Origin of the sequence: Paraflavitalea sp. CAU 1676 (assembly GCF_029223285.1) — a bacterium.
Lineage (GTDB): Bacteria > Bacteroidota > Bacteroidia > Chitinophagales > Chitinophagaceae > Paraflavitalea.
The window spans coordinates 58,324-76,917 of record NZ_JARHUJ010000012.1 but is presented as its reverse complement, the minus strand read 5'-3'; the positions used below and the strand labels follow the sequence as shown (position 1 = coordinate 76,917).

Annotated in this window: 14 protein-coding genes; 8 read left to right on the top strand and 6 right to left on the bottom strand. The window is 50.0% G+C overall.

The window, feature by feature from the left end:
- Positions 1 to 149 precede the first annotated feature (149 nt).
- The 6 genes from P2H89_RS32510 to hmpA all read left to right on the top strand — a co-directional run bounded on the left by P2H89_RS32510 (position 150) and on the right by hmpA (position 7,778).
- Positions 150 to 1,193 carry a cysteine synthase family protein gene (locus P2H89_RS32510; protein WP_275835183.1) on the top strand — a complete coding sequence of 348 codons (1,044 nt, stop codon included), beginning with the start codon at positions 150 to 152 and terminating at the stop codon, positions 1,191 to 1,193.
- 31 nt (positions 1,194 to 1,224) lie between these two features.
- Positions 1,225 to 1,677: a protein-disulfide reductase DsbD N-terminal domain-containing protein gene (locus P2H89_RS32505; RefSeq protein ID WP_275835181.1), complete on the top strand. Its 453-nt coding sequence runs from the start codon at positions 1,225 to 1,227 to the stop codon at positions 1,675 to 1,677.
- A gap of 12 nt (positions 1,678 to 1,689) precedes the next feature.
- Positions 1,690 to 3,348 (top strand): thioredoxin family protein, encoded by a 1,659-nt coding sequence (locus tag P2H89_RS32500; protein ID WP_275835179.1) that lies wholly within the window; start codon positions 1,690 to 1,692, stop codon positions 3,346 to 3,348.
- 283 nt (positions 3,349 to 3,631) lie between these two features.
- Entirely contained in the window at positions 3,632 to 5,911 is a 2,280-nt protein-coding gene (gene katG, locus P2H89_RS32495) for a catalase/peroxidase HPI (RefSeq protein ID WP_275835177.1), read from the top strand.
- Between the two features lie 157 nt (positions 5,912 to 6,068).
- Positions 6,069 to 6,506, top strand: a complete 438-nt coding sequence (locus tag P2H89_RS32490) for an Rrf2 family transcriptional regulator (protein WP_275835175.1) — start codon at positions 6,069 to 6,071, stop codon at positions 6,504 to 6,506.
- 69 nt (positions 6,507 to 6,575) lie between these two features.
- Positions 6,576 to 7,778, top strand: coding sequence for an NO-inducible flavohemoprotein (gene hmpA / locus P2H89_RS32485; protein WP_275835173.1), 1,203 nt, complete (start codon positions 6,576 to 6,578; stop codon positions 7,776 to 7,778).
- A gap of 91 nt (positions 7,779 to 7,869) precedes the next feature.
- On the opposite strand, the gene P2H89_RS32480 is transcribed toward hmpA, so the two are convergent.
- The 6 genes from P2H89_RS32480 to P2H89_RS32455 all read right to left on the bottom strand — a co-directional run bounded on the left by P2H89_RS32480 (position 7,870) and on the right by P2H89_RS32455 (position 15,600).
- Complete coding sequence (locus P2H89_RS32480; protein WP_275835171.1) at positions 7,870 to 8,397, bottom strand: hypothetical protein; 528 nt, start codon at positions 8,395 to 8,397, stop codon at positions 7,870 to 7,872.
- A gap of 29 nt (positions 8,398 to 8,426) precedes the next feature.
- Positions 8,427 to 10,094 carry a SusD/RagB family nutrient-binding outer membrane lipoprotein gene (locus P2H89_RS32475; RefSeq protein WP_275835169.1) on the bottom strand — a complete coding sequence of 556 codons (1,668 nt, stop codon included), beginning with the start codon at positions 10,092 to 10,094 and terminating at the stop codon, positions 8,427 to 8,429.
- Between the two features lie 22 nt (positions 10,095 to 10,116).
- Positions 10,117 to 13,347 carry a SusC/RagA family TonB-linked outer membrane protein gene (locus tag P2H89_RS32470; protein WP_275835167.1) on the bottom strand — a complete coding sequence of 1,077 codons (3,231 nt, stop codon included), beginning with the start codon at positions 13,345 to 13,347 and terminating at the stop codon, positions 10,117 to 10,119.
- 398 nt (positions 13,348 to 13,745) lie between these two features.
- The gene (locus P2H89_RS32465; protein WP_275835165.1) at positions 13,746 to 14,516 is read right to left on the bottom strand and encodes a class I SAM-dependent methyltransferase; all 771 of its coding nucleotides are present in this window, start codon (positions 14,514 to 14,516) and stop codon (positions 13,746 to 13,748) included.
- 56 nt (positions 14,517 to 14,572) lie between these two features.
- Positions 14,573 to 15,190 carry a hypothetical protein gene (locus P2H89_RS32460; protein ID WP_275835163.1) on the bottom strand — a complete coding sequence of 206 codons (618 nt, stop codon included), beginning with the start codon at positions 15,188 to 15,190 and terminating at the stop codon, positions 14,573 to 14,575.
- Positions 15,191 to 15,360: 170 nt separating this feature from the next.
- Positions 15,361 to 15,600 (bottom strand): hypothetical protein, encoded by a 240-nt coding sequence (locus tag P2H89_RS32455; RefSeq protein WP_275835161.1) that lies wholly within the window; start codon positions 15,598 to 15,600, stop codon positions 15,361 to 15,363.
- A 120-nt stretch (positions 15,601 to 15,720) separates the two neighbouring features.
- Here P2H89_RS32455 and P2H89_RS32450 point away from each other — a divergent pair, with 120 nt between their 5' ends.
- Together P2H89_RS32450 and ric are read left to right on the top strand one after the other, a co-directional pair.
- Positions 15,721 to 17,649, top strand: coding sequence for a TonB-dependent receptor (locus tag P2H89_RS32450; RefSeq protein WP_275835159.1), 1,929 nt, complete (start codon positions 15,721 to 15,723; stop codon positions 17,647 to 17,649).
- A 148-nt stretch (positions 17,650 to 17,797) separates the two neighbouring features.
- Positions 17,798 to 18,502, top strand: a complete 705-nt coding sequence (gene ric, locus P2H89_RS32445; RefSeq protein ID WP_275835157.1) for an iron-sulfur cluster repair di-iron protein — start codon at positions 17,798 to 17,800, stop codon at positions 18,500 to 18,502.
- The last annotated feature ends 92 nt before the right edge of the window (positions 18,503 to 18,594 follow it).

Genomic DNA, 18,594 nt, shown 5'->3' with positions numbered 1-18,594 from the left:
GAAAAAAGAGGGCGTTTAGCTGCAAAAGCAATCAGTTATCTGAATAAAATTAGGAAGAAGCCAGTATTTGCCGTAAAATTTATGGACAAATGGCAAGCCTATAGGAAATAAGCACAGCCCCCCTCAATTTTATAGAAAATTGGAACTGCATGAACCTTACGCAAACAAACGTATGGGGGGCAAAAATAAAGCACCTCTGGAAGCTGGTTGGCAATACACCCATGCTCGAACTGCAATATCAATATCAGGGAAAGCAACAAAGCATATACGTCAAATGCGAACACTATAACCTCACCGGCAGCATCAAAGACCGCATGGCTTTGTACATACTGGCGGAGGCGTATAACAAAGGCAGCATCGACCCCAAAGATATGATCGTGGAAGCCACCAGCGGCAACACAGGCATTGCCTTCGCAGCTATTGGAAAAGCACTCGGCCATTCCGTCAGGATCATCATGCCCGACTGGTTATCCAAAGAACGAATCGACATTATCCGTAGCCTTGGGGCGGACATTGAATTGATCTCCAAAGCACAGGGTGGGTTTCTGGGCAGCATACGCCGCAGTGAAGAATTGCATGCACAAGGGGGCGTATTTTTGCCCCGCCAGTTCGAGAACGGCAGCAATGCCCTTGCCCATGCCAATACAACTGCAAAAGAGATATGGCATCAATTAGCCGCGCAGGGATTGCAACCCGACGCCTTCGTGGCAGGTGTGGGCACCGGCGGCACCGTAATGGGTGTTGGTGAATACCTGAAGCACAAACAACCTGCTGTGCGCATCCATCCGCTCGAACCGGCCGAATCCCCTACCCTTACCACCGGCTACAAAGTTGGCAGCCACCGTATACAAGGTATATCCGATGAATTTATACCAGCCATCGTGAAACTGGAGCAACTGGACGAGGTGGTACAGTCCCATGATGGCGATGCCATCGTCATGGCACAAAAACTTGCCCAGCAGTTGGGCCTGGCAGTCGGGATCTCCTCCGGCGCCAATGTGATCGGCGCTATGCGCATCAAAGAACAACTGGGCGCCGATGCTGTAGTAGTGACCATCCTGCCAGACAGTAATAAGAAATACCTCAGTACCGATCTTGTCAAAGAGGAGCCCGTAAAAGAGAATTATCTCACTCCTTCTGTACAATTTACCGGGTACAACACCATCAGCCGCCTTCAAACTGACCTGCTCTGAAAACTGCTATAAAAACAAAACCATATACAACATGAAAACTACCAAACTAATCGTCGCAACCTTGTTGATCATCGCAACACAGCAAGCCAATGCCCAGCTATTAAAGCCTGTTGCCTGGAGTTATGGCGCCAAAAAAACAAGTGCTACCGAAGCTGTCCTATTTATCAGGGCGACGATCGAAGCAGGATGGCACCTGTATTCGCAAAACATTCCCGAAGGCGGACCCGTAAAAACTACCTTCAGTTTCACGCCTTCCAAAAGCTTCGCGCTTAACGGAAAAACCCAGGAACCTAAACCGATCACGAAGCATGAAAGTGCATTTGGCATGGAAGTAAGTTATTTCGAAAAGACCGTCATCTTTCAGCAGAAGGTCAAATTGAAGAAAGGTAAGGCAACGGTAACCGGCTCTGTGGAATACATGACCTGCAACGACGAAAAATGCCTGCCTCCCGCTACACAATCCTTCAGTATTCCTATCAACTAACACTACTTCTTCATGATGACATCAATCATCCGCATGCTAACCCGGCATGCACGCCTCTTCATGCTCCTGATGGTCAGCATGGTCACTCTTTCAGTCTTTGCCCAGGACACCCTGAGCACGGCGGATGTAGTATTCACCGACATCCATGACAGCACCCAAAGTCTTAGGCCCGATAGTGTTGCCGGCATAGGCGCATCAACAGCGCAAGCCATCGCAGCGCCAGTCACCACCACTGCCCACCAATCATTGTGGGGCATCTTTCTGGCCGGGTTATTGGGCGGGTTCGCAGCCGTATTGATGCCCTGTATATTTCCGATGCTGCCGATGACGGTTAGCTTCTTTACGAAAGAAGGCGCTGGCAAAAAAGCCATCGGGAAAGCCCTCACCTACGGGCTCAGCATCATCGTGATCTATATTTCATTGGGATTGCTGATTACCCTGCTGTTTGGAGCGGATGCACTCAATGCCATTTCTACCAACGGCCTCTTCAATATCTTCTTCTTTTTATTGCTGGTCGTATTTGCGGCATCCTTCCTGGGAGCTTTCGAGATCGTATTGCCCGCAAAATGGGTGAATATGACGGGAAGCAAGGCAGGCAATCGCGGCATTGGGGGGTTGTTCTTCATGGCAGCCACCCTATCACTGGTCTCTTTCAGTTGCACCGGGCCTATCATCGGCACCCTGCTCGTAGAAGCGGCCACCACAGGCGCATTGCTGGGACCTGCTATTGGCATGCTGGGCTTCTCCATAGCGCTGGCACTGCCATTTACGCTCTTTGCCCTATTTCCTGCATGGCTTAGCTCACTGCCCCGTTCGGGAGGCTGGCTCAATAGCGTGAAGGTCACCCTGGGATTTCTCGAACTGGCGCTGGCCTTGAAGTTCCTGAGCAATGTAGACCTCGCCTATCACTGGAACTGGTTCGACAGGGAGATCTTTCTATCCCTGTGGATCATCCTGTTTGGCCTGCTGGGATGTTACCTGCTGGGGAAGATCAGGTTTGCGCACGACAGTCCGTTGCCACACCTCAGCATACCACGCCTCTTCCTTGCCATCATTTGTCTTTCCTTTACACTGTATCTGGTACCGGGATTATGGGGTGCCCCTTTAAAGAGCGTAAGCGCCTTTCTGCCGCCCATGTCCACGCAAGATTTCGATCTCACCACGCCCCGTGAAGCCAGTCCTGTGGAAGCAAGCGGGCCACGCAAATACGCCAGCCTATTCGAACATCCCAAAGGGTTCGCCCCTTATTTCGATTACGAAGAGGGATTGGCCTACGCACGAAAGAGCGGCAAACCCGTAATGATCGATTTCACCGGCCATGCCTGCGTCAACTGCCGCAAAATGGAAGCCAATGTATGGCCCGATCCACGCGTAGCGCAAACGATCAACAAAGACTATGTATTGATCCAGCTTTATGTAGATGATAAGACAACTCTGCCAGCAGCAGAACAAAGCACCCTGCCTGGCGGGCAGCGCCTTACGTCCATCGGCAAAAAGTGGAGCCATTTGCAGATGACGAATTTTAAGGCCAACTCTCAACCTTATTATGTACTACTCGACCCCGCGACACAACAACCACTGGTGCCGCCACAAGGGGCCAATTACGATACCGGGCAATACCTGGAGTACCTCCATAGCGGACTCTCCGCGTGGAAGTCAAAACATCCATAGAAGAATTTGATAGCGACATAGGAAAGTACAGGTCCCGTTTTGTTAGATGTACATTCGGCCGGTAGTGTCTACTACCGGCCCCTTTATGCAACAACGCCTAATGCCTATCTTTGCACCTGATCTGCACACCCCCTACGCCTGCCGCCCCGGCATATCATAGACCCAGACTATTGAAGAATAGAATTAATCGATAACGCTTATTCCCGCATTATCCTAATTTTAGGCCCCTGCCCAACGAACCGGGAGAAGTGAATTGGTTATTCTATATCAAAAACTTATAATAATGGGAAAAGAATCTAACGACATCAGCAAATGCCCCTTCCACAATGGCAGTATGAAGCACAATGTTGGCGGTGGCGGCACCAGGAACCGCGACTGGTGGCCCAACCATCTCAAGGTGAGTATCCTTCGCCAGCACTCGGCCTTATCTAACCCGCTTGGCGACGACTTCAACTATGCCGAAGCATTCAAAAGCCTCGACCTGGAAGCAGTAAAGAAAGATCTCCATGCATTGATGACCGATTCGCAGGACTGGTGGCCGGCCGACTTTGGACACTATGGCCCCCTTTTCATCCGCATGGCCTGGCACAGCGCGGGCACCTACCGCGTGTTCGACGGCCGTGGCGGCGCTGGCGCCGGTCAACAGCGCTTTGCTCCCCTCAATAGCTGGCCTGATAATGTAAGTCTCGATAAAGCCCGCAGGCTGTTGTGGCCCATTAAACAAAAATATGGCAACAAGCTATCCTGGGCCGATCTGATGATCCTTACCGGCAATATAGCCCTGGAGTCGATGGGCTTCAAAACATTTGGTTTTGCCGGTGGCCGTCCGGATGTATGGGAACCCGAGGAAGATGTGTATTGGGGAGCTGAAACGACCTGGCTGGGTGGCGATATCCGTTATGCCCATGGATCACATGGTGTTCCCAAGGAGCACGGCGTAGTGTCGTCTGATGACGATGCCGATGGACATATCCATTCCCGCAATCTCGAAAAACCATTGGCGGCCGTTCAAATGGGACTTATTTATGTGAACCCCGAAGGGCCCGATGGCAACCCCGATCCTATTGCAGCAGCAAAAGATATCCGCGATACATTTGGCCGTATGGCTATGAATGACGAAGAAACAGTCGCCCTCATTGCCGGCGGTCACAGCTTTGGCAAAACCCACGGCGCCGCCCCTTCCAGCCACGTGGGCAAGGAACCTGAGGCAGCCGACCTCGAATTACAGGGCCTCGGCTGGCGCAGTAGCTATGGCTCTGGCAAAGGTGCCGATGCCATCACCAGCGGACTAGAGGTAATATGGACCAAGACGCCTACACAATGGAGCAATAACTTCTTCGAGAACCTGTTTGGCTTTGAGTGGGAACTCACGAAAAGTCCTGCAGGCGCCCATCAGTGGACAGCGAAGAATGCAGACAGCATTATACCCGATGCCTACGATGGATCAAAGAAACATGTGCCAACGATGCTCACCACCGACCTTTCTTTACGCTTTGATCCGGTGTATGAAAAGATATCCCGCCATTTCCTGGAAAACCCGGATGCTTTGGCAGATGCATTTGCGCGGGCCTGGTTCAAACTAACGCACCGCGATATGGGTCCCCGTGCCCGTTATCTCGGCCCCGATGTACCGGCAGAAGAACTGTTGTGGCAGGATCCCATACCCGCTGTTGATCATAAACTGGCAGAGGAAAAGGATATAACGGATCTCAAAGCGCAGATACTCGCATCGGGTCTCAGCGTTTCCGAGCTCGTGTCCACTGCCTGGGCCTCCGCATCCACCTTCCGTGGATCTGATAAACGCGGTGGCGCCAATGGAGCCCGCATCGCGCTGGCCCCTCAAAAATACTGGCAGGTCAACAATCCCACACAGCTGCAGAAAGTGTTGGGCGTACTGGAAAAAGTACAGCAGAATTTCAACAAGGCACAATCGGGGGGCAAGAAGATATCCCTGGCCGACCTCATCGTGCTGGCAGGCGCAGCTGCCATAGAAAAAGCCGCAAAAGAAGCAGGTCACAACGTTTCGGTGCCATTTACACCGGGTCGCATGGATGCATCACAGCAACAAACCGATGTAGAATCGATTGGTTATCTCGAGCCCCAGGCCGATGGCTTCCGCAATTACCGTAAATCAACACTCCCCGTGTCAACGGAAGAGTTATTGATCGACAAAGCACATTTGCTCACGCTGACAGCACCGGAGTTGACAGTATTGATAGGTGGCCTGCGGGTACTGAATACAAACTACGATGGCTCGACACATGGCGTACTCACCGCTCGTCCGGGCCAGTTGACGAATGATTTCTTTGTCAACCTGCTCGATATGAACACAGCCTGGAAAGCCACTTCAGATGAACGCGAAATATACGAAGGCACAGATCGTACAACTGGCGCCAGGCGCTGGACAGGCACCCGCGCCGATCTCGTATTCGGCTCCAATTCCGAATTGAGGGCTCTTGCGGAGGTGTACGGAAGTGCAGACGCTCAGGAGAAATTCCTGAAGGATTTTGTAGCCGCCTGGAGCAAGGTCATGAACCTCGACAGGTTCGATATTGCCGGATAACAAGGCATCATTGTAACACAGGGATATAAAAGCAAAAGGTCATCGCAAGATGGCCTTTTGTGCTTACCTAAACTACCAGCAAGATTAATAAAAGACAAACAACTCCTTTATTAATAAATCCCCTATCTTTGCGCCATCCTAAAACAGTAAACAGTCAATGGGCGTTTTTTCAAAAACCTGCGAGTACGGCATACGGGCGGTATTGTATATCGCACATCGCACCATTGATGGCAGCAGGGTCGGCATCAAAGAAATTGCGGCCGAGATCGATTCGCCGGAATCCTTCCTGGCCAAGATACTACAGGACCTCAGCCGTAAGGGCCTGATACAATCTATGAAAGGTCCCAACGGAGGTTTTTATGTGGAAGCCGAAAACCTCCAACGTCCGCTGGCCGATATTGTAACCGCCATAGACGGAGAAGAAGTATTCAGCGGCTGCGGCATGGGGCTTACCCATTGCTCCGAAAAGAATCCCTGCCCGCTCCACAAAGAATTCAAAAAAGTACGCAACCAGCTAGCCCATATGATGAATACCACTACCATTGGACAATTCAATAAAGAGTTGTTGAAAGGAAGTGTAACACTTAGGAAATAGCTTTTTTTTGATCCAATAAAGGATATAAAGGTCTTTATATATTAATACCATCAATTAAATACTTCACAGATGATGACCAATGCACAGAAGGAGTTGATCAAGGCCACCGTGCCTGTACTAAGAGAAAACGGCGTATTGCTGACATCACATTTCTACAAGCGTATGTTCAGCCACAATCCCGAACTGAAGCATGTCTTTAATATGGGCAACCAGCAGAATAATAAGCAACAAACTGCCCTTGCCATGGCAGTATTGGCTTATGCCGAACACATCGAAGACCCCTCCGTATTATTACCGGTGATCAACAGCATCGGGCAAAAGCATACCAGCCTCGATATTCGTCCCGAGCATTACCAGATCGTTGGTAACCATTTGCTCGCAGCCATCGGCGAAGTGTTGGGAGAAGGGGCAACACCAGACCTGTTAGACGCCTGGGAGGCAGCCTATGCACAACTGGCACGCATCATGAGCGGACATGAAGCGAACATCTACCGCGCACAAACGGCCAAAAAAGGTGGCTGGACAGGCTGGCGGCCTTTCGTACTGAAGCGCAGGGAACAGGAATCGAAAGAGATCACCTCCTTTTACCTCTACCCTGCCGATGGCGGCCCCGTGGCTGACTTTACACCCGGACAATACATCAGCGTGCGGCTCTTTCTGCCCGAAATAAACCTGCTACAGCCCAGGCAGTATAGCCTGTCCGCAGCGCCCAATGGCGAGTTCTACCGCATTTCTGTTAAGAAAGAGCACGGCAGTAATCACCCCGATGGCATGATCAGCAATCGCCTGCACGATGTCGTGAAAGAAGGAGACATTATAGAGGCTTCCGCGCCTGCCGGAAGTTTCGTATTGCAGCCGGTACCCGGAAAGCCGGTGGTGTTCATCAGCGGCGGCGTTGGGCAAACACCCCTTATCAGCATGCTCGAAAGCCTGGTAAAAGCAGGCAGTCCCCACCCTATCACCTGGGTGCACGGTTGCCGCAACCCGGAAGTGCACGCCTTTCAAAAACAGGTCAACGAATGGGTCGATCAGCATGAGCAACTCACGCAGCACCTGTTCTACGATCATCATGCAGGAGAAGGCACAGCACACAGGGGGTTTGTTGACCTCGAAAAATTATCGGAAGAGGTCTTGCAACACGAAGCCCAGTATTATATCTGCGGACCTTCACCATTCATCCGCAAGCATTATACCTACTTAACAGAAAAAGGAATCAGCCGCGCCGCTATCTACTTTGAAGAATTTGGTCCGGCTTCGCTGCAACTGAACTGATCCATCTCTCCAACATAAACTCCACCCTATAGTTAAAACAGCAGAGGCCTCACCATAAGGTGGGGCCTCCCTGTTTCGTAAAACAAACTAGTTACTTTACCGTGTAGCGAACCTGTGCTCCGAATCCAACCGAAGACATCCCTACCACACCTTGTCCCGAACCTGTTGCACCGCTTGCAGGCCAGGCTTCATATTTCGTATCGCCCAGGTAAATATCAAGGGCAAAGTCGTACGTATCTTTCAATACGACAGCCGTACCATACAACGTTTGCAGTTCCGCAGCAGTAATGGTAAAGCTGGCTGGCAAAGAAGTAATGCTCGCTTTAAACAATTTTACGTTGGCCAGGCTCCCATTCTTTCGAACCATGACATCTACCTTGGTGGGAGGATTTGCGCCGGCAAAGAATAGCGACACTTTAAACTTTCCCTGGAAAGCGGCCGGATTGCTAATGGCAATCGTATCCGCCGTATTACCAGTCTCAAAGTTTATACTAACGGCTGGAACATCCTGGATACTCACTCTTTCCGGGATCGCGCCGTCATCTTTCGAACAGCTGGTGAAAGAAATGACAGCACTGAACACAACAACGGCAATAATATTTATTCTTTTGAGTAGCATAATCGTGGTTTAAAATAGTGATGAATCGGTTAAGGCAGCCAGAATACTTTATAGTTCTCCGGCACTTTCTGAGGAGGTGCATTTTTGTTCACACCGATTTCAGCATTACTAAATGGCAGGGTTAAAGGATACTTCCTGTCATTAGATACCGGTGTTATTTTTCCATCCGGGCCTGTAACGCTCGTCACAGTGCCTTCCGGAGCTGGTGCAAACAACACGGGGAATTTGGTTCTCCGGTAGTCGGTGTAATTGTCAACAGGATTTTCTATCCTGGCAATCCATTTCTCAGTCATGATGTATTCAAGCTTTTTGGCAGCATCTCCGGCATCAAAAGCAGCAAGCACACCAGCTTTATAAGTATCGGTCGCTGTTTGTGTCGCTATACCGGGTACATTTTGTGCAGCACCGGCAGAAGCAGGTTTCACATAATTGATGATGATGGTATCAACCTGTTTGAAGGTTTCATCCAATGCTTTGGAGAAGGCAGTCTTGGCATTACCGGTCACAACACCAGCCTGGATCAGTTCAGCTTCAAGATACAAGCGATCTGTGTAGGTAAGGAATTGGTGCGGAAGCGCACCGGTTCCGGCATTCTGGGTACCCAGCGTGTTCACTGTCACGATATTACCATCATTATACCGGCCCCCGGCAGGGTAAACGCCCAGCAGGGAATAGGTTTGGCTGTTCGATCCGTCACGGCAGGTTCCATTCGAACCAAATATGATACTGATAAATCCACCGTCGCGGTATTCTGTACAGTTTTCCGGAGCGCCCGTGGCTGATTTCTGATTATAGATATAATAGTTGATCCGGGGATCGGTTAAGCCTGTCAGGATGTTTGAATTCTTTCCTTTCATGATCTCAAACAACCAGGGGCTGAAGAGTTGGCCGCCACGTTGCGTAGCGGTATAATCTCCGTATGCGGGGTGCCTGTCATCTGTGGTACCTAACGGACCATAGGGCATCATGAAACTCTCTGAGTGCCAGTTGATGAGCGATTTGGGATCGGCCAGCAAAGCAGTAACCTGGGCTTTCACATCCTGTACCAGCCTCATCTGGGTATACAGTTTTAGTTTGATTGTGTTAGCCGCTTTTACCCACTTTGCAAGGTCCCCCTTGTAGATATAGTCGTCTGTGGAAGGTTTAGACACATTGAATATTGTGTTCTTAACATCCGCAATACCCTCATCGAGCAGGGCCAGCAATTTGGGATATATCTCAGAACCTTTGTCAAATTTTGGTTGAGAGATACCTTCTTCAAAACGGTCGAATTCGGAATATGGCACATCTCCATAAACATCAACCAGCATACTGAACGTGTATGCCTTTAGAATTTTAGCAATACCGGCATACGTCAGCCGCTGTTCTTTAGGTCCGCGCCTGATGATCACATTCAGGTTCGAGACGGCCCCGTACAAACCATCCCATCCGGCTGAGCCCGCACCATACCGGTCGGCAGCCACGCGCCCTGTTATCTGGTGTGTATACACAGCCATCGTATTGCCGAGGCCCGATCCCAGGGCCAGGTTGTTGGCGATACTCCGTTCAGCAGAACTCAGTACCAGGGAAAGATTCACGGATGAGGGAGATGGGCTGTTGAGATTCTGGTTTACATCGAGGAATTTTTTACAGCCGGTCCCGATAGCCACGAGACCTATCAACGCTGCAAATGAATATAAAAAGTGTTTCCTTCTCATGTTTGAAGTTTTGCTTGTGATGTTAGAATGTTACACTTAAGTTTACACCATACCTTTTGGTACTTGGCGCACCGCCTGTTTCAACACCCTGTGTGCCACTGCCCACCACGGAGTTGATATCCGGATCGAAGTGTGTGTACTTGGGCACGTTTGGCGCCAGGTACCACAAATTGCGGCCGCTGACAGACAGGTTCACGGCCGACAATCTAAGTTTGCTAACCCAACTGGTTGGCAGGCTGTAACCCAGGCTCAACTCTCTTAACCTGTAAACAGTACCATCGAATACCGCATATTCAAAGGCGCCGTTGGTAGCAAAGCTCGCACCAGTACCGGCCGTAAAGAAAAGGTCGTTGGTTGTTACCCTCGTTTGGTTGGGTACCGTTTTGCCACCTACCAGCATGGGCGTGAAGTGATTGAGACCATCAGCACCGGTAACCGGCGTGGTGTTGCCGTAAATACCGGTAATCACTGCATTCTTTTCCCTGATCTCGGTATCTTTCGTTACCCCCCTGCCCAGCATACTGTTGATCGTTTCAGAATAGAAATCACCACCAATGGTAGCATCAAAAAGAACATTCAGGGTAAATCCTTTATAGGTAAAGGTGTTGGTGATACCGAACTTGTAATCCGCATTTGGATCGCCCACCATACCATCATTGGGATCAACCAAAGGCATACCCGAAATGGGGTGAATGAGCAATTGACCATCATCCGAGCGAGCCGAATAGGAACCGCGCAGGTATCCAAATGGTTTGCCGGCTTCTACCCAATTGAAGCCTCCAAGCTGGCTCCTCAGCAGGCCTTCCTTCAGTTCCTCTACCGTGTTGGCATTTTGGGTGTAGATACCGCGAATATCCCAGCTGAAGTTCTTGGTGCGTACAGGATTCACGTCGAGGGCAATCTCCCATCCTTTATTACGGATCTTACCCAGGTTGGTATAATAAGCTGTATAGCCCGATGTTGAAGGCATACTGAGATTGTAGATAAGATCAGTAGACGTTTTGTCGTACCAGGTCACTTCCACGCCCAGTCGCTGGTTGAAGAAGCGCATGTCAGTACCAACCTCCAGTTCTGTGGTAAACTCGGGCGTCAGCAGCGTATCGTAAATGGAGGTACCCTTGGTAGCAAAAGGCTGATTGAGGAAGCCTGCGGCATTCAGGTTAAATATCGGAGCACCGTTATGAGGTGCCGCGTCGTTACCTACACGCGCATAACCGACACGAAGCTTACCGTAATCAAGCCACTTCGATTTAAGCCCCAATGCCTCCGACCACACTAAGGATGCAGAAGCACCGGGATAAAAATATTGTGCATTGGCATAAGGAAGGGTAGAAGTAAGATCAGCCCTGCCTGTCAGGTTCAGAAACGCAAAGTTCTTGTAACCCAGCGAAGCATCGCCAAAGAAGCCTACGAGCCTTCTTTTCGACCTGGAGTCGTTGGCGAATGTCTGGCGGCGGGTATTGAACAGGTTGTATTGGCCGGTGATTACGAAATCAACACCGTATACCTGCTGGCTCCGGGCATTCCTTTCATTCACATCGCTACCCAGGTTGATATCGAGCGTCCAGTCTTTATGGATCTTCGGACTGATCACAGCCACGATCTTACCCTGTATTTCCTGCTGCCTGTTTACCACTTCGGTAATATTTCCCAAAGTATTGTCCGAGCTGCCATAAGAAGACTTATCAATGATCTGATCGCGGAAAAGCGCATAGCTGTTCAAACCACCATTGAAGTCGAGCCTGATCCAGTTATTGAATTTATAAGACACCCTGATGGTGGCCACCATCCGCTCATCGATCGAAGTGATCACATTGTGATAGGCGCCCCAAATGGGATTGGTGTACTGACCGTCGTTGAAGCCGATCTGCTGTCCGGATTTACTTTCAGTTGGCCAGCCGGCAATGTCCCAGTTCCGTGCCATGGTGTAGGTGCGGCCCCATTGTGATAAGAAACTTTGCGCAGCTCCGATAAAGCCGCCCACCTGTTTAGACCTGGCATACGAGGCGTTGGCTCCAATGGTCAGTTTGCCCACTGCCGTTTGGCCGCCCACACTCACGTTACTTTTACGGTAACTGGAATTGGTGATATAACCATTTTGATCTACATGAGAAAGTGTGGCATTGAATAAGGACCTGCCTTCGCCACCATTAAGGCCGACGGAATGTTCCATCATATTGCCGTTATTGAACAGGGCCGATACGTTGTCGGGAACCGCCTTATAAGCAATCCTGGCATTCGGGAACAACTCAGGGTAAGATGCGTACATCGTCGCCCAGGTGTTGGCGGGGATAGAGTCTATACCTGATGCCGAAGTTCCGATTACGTTACCATTGAGATCATAGACAACGCCTCTGCCAAACCGGCCGCCCCACGAACCATTCGAGCTACCTACCCTGAAATTGGCGCCCGCACCATACAGGTTCTGGAACTCCGGAATATCTGCGATCTTTTCAATACTGTATCCGGCGCGATAAGTCACGTTAAGCGACTTAGCGCCTTTCTTGGGAGAGCCCGACTTGGTCGTGATCAGCAATACCCCGTTGGCGGCCCGGGATCCGTATAACGAAGCGGCAGCAGCGCCTTTCAACACACTGATAGACTCGATATCATTGGGGTCGATATTATTAATACCGGAACCGTAGGTGCCGCCACCAGAGAACGGATTGGAAGTATTAACAATAGGATTACTGTACGGAACACCGTCTACGACGATCAGCGGATCACCGCCACCGAAAGAAGATACTCCCCTGATCTGGATCCGGGAGGCTGCTCCCGGGGCGCCCTGACCGGCACGAATGTCAACCCCGGGCACTTTACCGGCCAGCGTGTTGAGGATATTGGGCTCCGACTTCTGCAGCATGGTGCTGGGATCAACTTTCGATACAGCATAACCCAATGCCTTTTCCGAACGCCTGATGCCCATAGCCGTTACTACGACCTCCGACAAGTCGGTTTTACCACTGGTAAGCATGATCTCCAGGGCTGCGTTTGCACCAACCGCTACCTCCTTGGTCACATAACCTACCCCGGAAACGACCAACACATCACCTTTAGCAGCGGGAAGTTTGAACCTGCCTTCCAGGTCGGAAGTGGTACCTGAGGACTTTTTGCCTTTAAGAACGATGGAAACAAAAGGAATAGGAGCTCCTTTTTCGTCGAGAATCCTGCCGGAGAGGGACAGGACCTGTGTTTTACCGGTCATTGCAAAGCATAGCAATGCCAGTAAAAAACTTAGCAGTTTTTTTCTCATGTGTGTTTTGGTTTGGAGATGAATAACTATCGAATCAAGATAAATATAACTTTATTTTATCAAGAAAAGAATAGGGACACGCCATCCCAACACAGGTTTTTTTTCTCTAAATACTAACAGGCTTTTAAGCAGACAATAATAGGTACAAAAAAAATGCACTGCGATTATGCGGCAAAACGGAGGCTAATTTGAACAGGATTCCTAACGAAGATAAAATAACAACATATGAGAAAAGGAGCGAAAAAAGGCCGCTTTAGATAAAAAACTAACGTGTTCGTCTATTGCTGAACGGTTCATTTTGGGCCATTTCAATATTCCCAAAAAGTATCACCTTTCAGCGTAAACGAACATATAACAAGAATAGTTGATCGCTTTTACTCCACCCCACGGGGTTCACGTCAACCCGGCCGTCCATAATACACCAGGGTTTCATAGCGGATGCGCACCAGGCCACCTTCGTTATAATTCACAAACAGCTTAATGAGGTCGGTGATCATGGCATCGTACGACTCATGGCCGGGGAGGGGAATGTAGGATTTCGATAACAATTGCCCTTTCAATCCTTCAAAATCGTGCAGTTGCTCGTTCTCGAATGTTTTGACAACTGGCACTGCAGGCGCAAAAAATTGCTGGATGGCAACCGGGTCTATTTGTACCGGCCCCGGCTCCCCAATGCGGTATTGGTTGCGTAAAGCCGTGTATTTTTTCTCGAATTCACTTTGGCTGGTTTGGCGGTTCCAGGCCAACACCACCTGACCTTCGGGCTTTAAAACCCGTTTGGTTTCGAGTCTGGCCCCTATCGGGTCAAGCCAATGGAAGGTTTGCGCTACTGTGATCAGGTCCACACTTTCATCGGGCAATCCCGTGCCTTCCGCCGTAGAACCGATACTTTGAAAGGCCACATATTTCTTCAAACGCTCTTCCCCAGCCTTTCGCATGTCGTCATTCGGCTCGATACATACCACACTGAATCCACGTTTCAGAAAAGGCTCGGCAAATAGACCCGTACCCGAACCAATGTCTACAATACAATCACTGGCCTTGATACTCATCGCCGTTTCCCAAAAAGCGAATAGACCATCGGGGTATCCCGGACGAAATCTTGCATAGTTTTCTGCCCGGTTGGAGAATCTGCTCGTGGGGTTAACACTTCCTATTGGTAAAACCATCCTCAGTTACTTGAAATAAAAAGGCGCAAATTAGGTAAAAATATCACCGGTCAGCATTAAAACACGATCCACTGGCTACTGGCAGGCTCCAGCACTTTGGGCAGGTTATCGGCCTGTGTTCCCTGGTATTGCGTAGCGACCGACGGATTGGTAGGATAATGCTGTCCGTTAAACCGGAGCACACGCAATTTACCACCACTTGGTATTAGCAGGTTATTCCAGCCATTCGACTTTTGATCGTCGATCGTTACCGGATAATGAGAAACCGAGAACTTATTGATGGTTTTACCGCTGGCATCCAGCAACAGGATCGTACAGCCACCGGATCCGCAGAAAAACGGGCCACGCGTTCCTACCAATATCTCTTTTGTCCCATCTCCGTTGAGGTCGGCCTCCGCATAAATAAAGTGACGGCTGAAGGTGTCTACCAGTCCCTTGTCGAGGTCATTTCGATACAAGCTGGCAAGCCTGTCCCGCACCAAAGCAGCGGTAGCTGTTAAAGTTGGATTGGAAACCGTGATATCTGCTGCTGCCCTTGCGGCAGAGTCCGCCGCAGCCTGGTCCGTTTGCTGAAGGGCACTCGAATCGCTGCCATTTGCTTTACTATCCTGCGCAGTATCGCTGCAGGCAATACAAACAGTCATCAACACCAATGCGTACAATAGATACTTCATAGATGAATTAGGATTTTTACAAACACTGATAAATTGCCAATTTCACATACGCAAAAAAACACATACGAATATAAAGAACCTCCATCAATTAACAGATTTGCGTTTGCCTGCAATTCTATTGCCTGGGAATAACCACATAGTGACATGGCACCTCATCGATATAAGCCAGCTCAATGACCCGCCAAATCCAGGGCAGCAATGACCGCTTCGATCAAACCGCCAACCATATTCATCTTGTTACCAGATTTATTGACCCATTTACCATCACGCTTGATAAATACATACAGGGTGCCGTACATATCAATTTGTACCTCCTCTGCAGCTGCAGCGGTACGATCGGCGGGGCGTTTACCCAACAACACAAAAAAATACTCCCTGTTTTCGAAATGCGCGGTTAATTTATCAGCCATGTACCAAGATTAAAACCCGCAAGATAAACCACACAGCCCTTCCGGCAATGATTTACCCGGCTCAACTTGCCATCGCCATCGATTTCACCATTCACTGTACATCGACTACTTTTGCGGCTTATGCCAAAAAAGTACTTACTGCTGTTCATTGGCTCCTGCCTGGGCGGACTTACCATCACCGCACAGGAGTCCACCCTCAATCCGGTAACCGTGTCAGCCTCCTTAAGCCGGCAACGGGCGGCAGAAACCGGTCGCAACATCACCATCGTACCCGGCGATCGCTTTAAAGACCTGCCCGTACATTCACTCGACGAATTGCTGCGGTATGTACCCGGGGTTGAAATACAGGCACGTGGCCCCATGGGCTCTCAAAGCGATATCGTATTGCGCGGTGGAACTTTTCAGCAGGTGCTCGTCATACTCGATGGCATGCGCCTCAACGACCCCAATACCGGTCACTTTAATAGCTATATACCCATTGCTCCTGCCGAGATCGAGCGTATTGAAGTGTTGAAAGGCGCCTCTTCCGCCATTTATGGAGCCGATGCAGTAGGCGGCGTTGTATACATCATTACCAAAAGCTTTGCCGCGAAAATGGGGCAAACAGGAACTAGAATAACAGCAGGCGCCCATGGCGGCGAATATGGCCTTTGGGGGGCAGATGCCGGCATTGTATATAGCCACAACAAACTACATGTAGCAGGCGGTGTAATTAAAAACCAGGCCGATGGAGTGCAGCAGCGTGGTACCACCGGTTACTTCAACAACACCACTGCCTCGGTATCGGCTAATTACTACCTCAACGCCCAATGGAACGTTGCCTATCGCTTTGCCTACGATACCCGCGATTTTGCCGCGCAAAACTATTACACCACCTTTCTTTCAGATACTGCCAAAGAGAAGGTAACATCACGCTGGCACCAGCTACGCATCGCATACGAAGGGGCCAAAGCGAGCTTTTCATTCGATGCGGGGTACAAATCAGTTACCGACCGCTATGCCTTCAACAAGTTGTCGCCGCCCAACAGCAGCGAATCGAAGTTATTTCAGTCAAGGTTGCTGTATGAATACAGACCTAACAAGCTTACCGGCCTGGTGGCTGGTGTAAACTTCCTGGAGAAGAAGATCGCCTCCAACGACCGGGGGCATCATACACTCTACCAGGTATCGCCCTTCGTCTCTGTATCACAAAAGCTTTGGGAAGGATTCACCATGCGTCCCTCCCTGCAATGGGTCTATTTCGAAAACATCAGCTCCGAGCTGGTGCCACAGCTCGACCTGTCGCAGAAGATCGGCAGTTGGCAGCTAAGGGGAAGCGTAGGCAAAACGATCCGCGATGCCGATTTCACGGAGCGGTATAACAATTATAACAAAGCCCTGGTAACAAGCGGCCGCGTCGGCAACCCCGATCTCCGGGCCGAGCGGTCGGTGAGTTATGAAGCTGGAGCCGATTGGTTCTGGAAAGACAAACTGAAACTATCATCTACTTTTTTCCAGCGCTTTCACCAACGGTTGATCGACTATAGCACCACCGCTTATGCCGATATGCCACGCAAATCCAACCTCTCTCCCACCGGCACTTATGCTTTGGCTAAAAACATCGCGGAAGTAAATACGACCGGATTTGAAACGGATGTGCAGTACATACACGATCTCGGCCATGGACACAAACTCACCACTGGCGCCGGTCTCGTTTGGCTGTCGAGTACCAGCAGCGATACTACGCCCTCATTCTATGTTTCATCGCATGCCAAATTCCTGACCAACTTTTCCGTGATCTATGAGTGGAAGAACCTGCTCATCAGCGCCAATGGCTTGTATAAGAAAAGGCAGGCACAAAAAGCAGCCGCCATCAACGCTGCCCTTTCACCCGACTATTTCCTCGCCAATGCAAGGGTGCAGTACGCTTTCCTGCATAAGATGATCGCCGTCTTTGCGCAGGTCGATAACCTTTTCGATCGCCAATACAGCGACCTGCTGGGTACCCCTATGCCGGGCCGCTGGTTCATGGGTGGTGTACAGTTGAGGTGGAAGAACACCGGCAACTAAGTCATACTTAAGTCACACAAGTGCTTCTGCACCTGCGTTCAGCGCCCTGAAGCAGGGGCAGCTGATTATACTCACTATCCAGGTTGACCGGCCTCATAGGTTCCCTTTACAGACGCCGGTAATTTTATGATCGCTAAAATCAGCGATCATGAATATAACAGAACAATCCATTATTGGCGAACTCGTTGCCAACAACTACCGCACAGCCCCTGTTTTCAAAAAGCACGGTATTGACTTTTGCTGCAACGGCAATCGCAGCATCGCAGATGCCTGCCTTAAAAAACAACTGGACATAGAAGGTGTTATCAGCGAATTGCAGCAAACTACGCATCAGCCCAGCACAACAGACCCCGGTTTCAATACCTGGCCCCTCGACCTGCTGGCCGATTATATCGAGAAAAAACACCACCGCTATGTAACCACCCGAATAAAGGAAATCACCCCTTTCCTGCACAAAGTGTCGAGAGTACATGGCGACCGGCATCCGGAACTGAAAGAAGTGGAAAAGTTGTTCAACGAGAGTGCCGGAGAACTAACAGCCCATATGCAAAAGGAAGAATTGGTACTGTTTCCCTATATCCGTAAAATGCTGGCCGGCAGCGGCAGGCACGTACCTGCCCCCTTTGGCACGGTACAGAACCCCATTGAGATGATGAAGCAGGAACACGACAACGAAGGCGAACGTTTCCGGCGCATTGCAGCCCTCACCAACAACTACACTCCGCCGGCAGACGCCTGCAATACGTATAAGGTTACATTCGCGTTGTTGAAAGAATTTGAGGAAGACCTGCACCTGCACATTCACCTGGAGAACAATATCCTGTTTCCGAAAGCCATCCAGTTGGAGCAGTAGACAAATACTGATGGCCACCTTGACATCCTGCAAAAAAAGAAAGCAGGACTGTACCTGCTTTCTAACTTAGAATTGCTATCAACTACAATAGA